At 62.5% G+C, this 2,513-nt stretch carries 2 pseudogenes; both read left to right on the forward strand.

What is annotated here, in order from left to right:
- Positions 1 to 1,610, forward strand: a pseudogene (locus tag AC1DY5_RS51120) (hypothetical protein); the annotation flags it as partial.
- A 498-nt stretch (positions 1,611 to 2,108) separates the two neighbouring features.
- Positions 2,109 to 2,513, forward strand: a pseudogene (locus tag AC1DY5_RS51125) (hypothetical protein); the annotation flags it as partial.

The raw sequence follows: 2,513 nt of genomic DNA on the forward strand, positions 1-2,513 counted from the left end.
GTACAAGCGTACTTGCCTTTGGTTTGGTGGCCTGCGGCGGGGGCGGCAGTAGCGGTGGAAGTTTTCAACTAACCACACCCAACGTTTCAGCCGATTCGACGCCGGCAGTAGTTGCCGCAGTCATGAGCACTACGGGTGGCACGAGTGGCGATACAACTACCATCGGCGGAACTGGAACTGGAACTGGAACTGGCTCTGGCTCCGGCGCAGGAGGGACGGGCTCGACGAGCGGCAGTGGTGGCTCAGGGGGTGGAGCTACAAATCCTCCGGTTAATCCTCCGACGGTCAACCCGCTGTCGGTTACGGTCTACAAAGGCGCCAGCCTGGTTGCTGCTGACAACGCCGGCGAGTACCGCATCAAGCCGGGCTCCATCTTTGTGTGGGTGAGCAGTTCCGTCACCCGCTGGACCGTGAACAGCTCGACACCGAGCGCCATCTTCATTACGCCCGCCTCCGTTCCCACCCAGCACCAGTGGGCCGCGGCGCTCGCAAACGCAAGCACGACGACCCAGACGGTGACAATCTCCGCGGAGTACGTCGAAGGCACGTCGACGAAGACTGTGGACATCGTGTTGAAGGTTGCCGCTCCGGACGCTCGTAGCGGGCAGTACTGGGTGTTCGCGGGCTCGGGGATGCAGTACCGCATCAATGCGAACTTCGACGACCTCACCTACGAGGTGACGACGAGCGGCAACATGCCGTTCCAGGCGGGCGGCGTACTGGCGGAGGATTCGAGCGAGCCAGGCACCTTCATCATGCTTGACGCCAATACAACGCTCACCACATTCAACCCGAACCGCTTCCGCATCAGTGAGGACGTGATGGTCGGCAATTACCTGTTCGATACAGGCTTTGCGAGCATGACATTCGCCAGAAACTACTATCCGTTCGTGGCGGTCAAAACCACGGCCATGGTGACGCAGCAAGCGCTCCTCGATGGCCTCTACACGCGCATCGAAATGCGTCTGCGGGACAGTCAAACGAACGGCGTGCAACCTACGCCGATTGCCAAGGTTTCGCAGGCGGAAATTTCTCAAGGCGGAACCCGCATGGTCGTTTGCCAAGAGGCAACCCAGGTATCCACTCTTGCGGCTTGCACGGGTACCATCGAAACGTATACAGGCATCGACGGTGGCTTTGCTCGCTGGTGGACCTTCACGAGCGCCACCAATCCGCAGGATAAGCTGGACATCGGGGCTGTCCGCATCGGCGGGGAGACCGTCCTGCTCGAAGCCTACATGGATATGGCGAACTACTCGTCTGCGACAGGAAGCGAGAACGTCTTCCGTCTCAGCGCCCCGGCGACGACCCCTTGGGTGGACGCCGTTTCACTCGGAGGGGACACCAAGGGAACATGGAACAAGTACAGCATTTCTTTGTTGCCCTATCCAGGCTCGTACCAACGGCAGGGGACTCAATTTGACGGCACCACGTCGTCGAGTAGTTGGTTTACGCTTATCCCACCTCCTGCTTGGCCGACGGGACTCCGCCAGGTGTATCCGGGACTCGGGTCGTCGAACGGGTACATGCTCCAGAGCAGCAGGCTTACCGCGATGGTCGGTACGGGTGGTTCATACAAGGGCTATGTGGCGCTGGGGCTCAAGGAATAACCCAGGCGGGCCTTATGGTCCCGTGAAGCCCAGGCCGCGATTAGGTCTCGATTGGCTCGGCCTTTTTCAATTCGCGCTCCTGGCGCGGAGCAACCGCCGGCCGATGCTGAGCGACTTTCGCGATTCGGGCGCCATCGCGCAGGACGGGCCATGCGCCACCGTGCCGTTGTGCGCCGATTGCCGCCGCTACACGCGCTCGTCCTGTGGCAATCCGCGCAACTCGCGCTCGCAGCTCTCATGAGATCGCCGATGTGAGCGCACTCAGTTCGACGACGAAGCACAGCGCGCCCGCGCGGCGCTGCAGGATGCGTTGATCGAGAAGAAGCGAGCCCATCTGTGCATGCGGCCTGAACTACCGAGCACCTCGCCGGCCGACCTTGCGCCGAAGGAGGAACGAGCCCATGGCTGAGCCGCGACGCAAAAATTACCACCCAGGTCGTCCTCCAGGCTATCGAGGACCTGCATGCGCTCGAGCAGGTCGTCACCCGCGAGACGTTGGTGGAGCACACCGGCCTGGGGCTCGCCATCGTCGACGACCGCATTGGCGTGCTCATCGAGGACGGCCAGGTCGATCGGGTGCGCAATGGCATGTTCGTCCCGGCCGTGAAGCACCCGCCGGCGCGCGCGATCAACAAGACAGTCATGCCCGGCGGCTTGGTGAAGATCGAAATCGGGGACGACGTGCTGACGCTCACGCCGCGGGAGGACCGGGTCCTGGCCGCGCTACAGCGGCGTCGCAGTCCAGTTCGCTTCCATCAATGCCGGGCGTCAGGCAGCGGAACTGGCGTCGGGGCTCACTCAGCGAGTGCTGCAGTTGGAGCGCATGGCTGGCCGGGAGGATCGATCTCGGGCGGATCAATGCGCGGCGGCGCCCTCCGAACTAACCAACTGAAGGTGCAGCCG

The sequence above is a fragment of the Variovorax sp. P4_D9 genome (assembly GCF_056401695.1).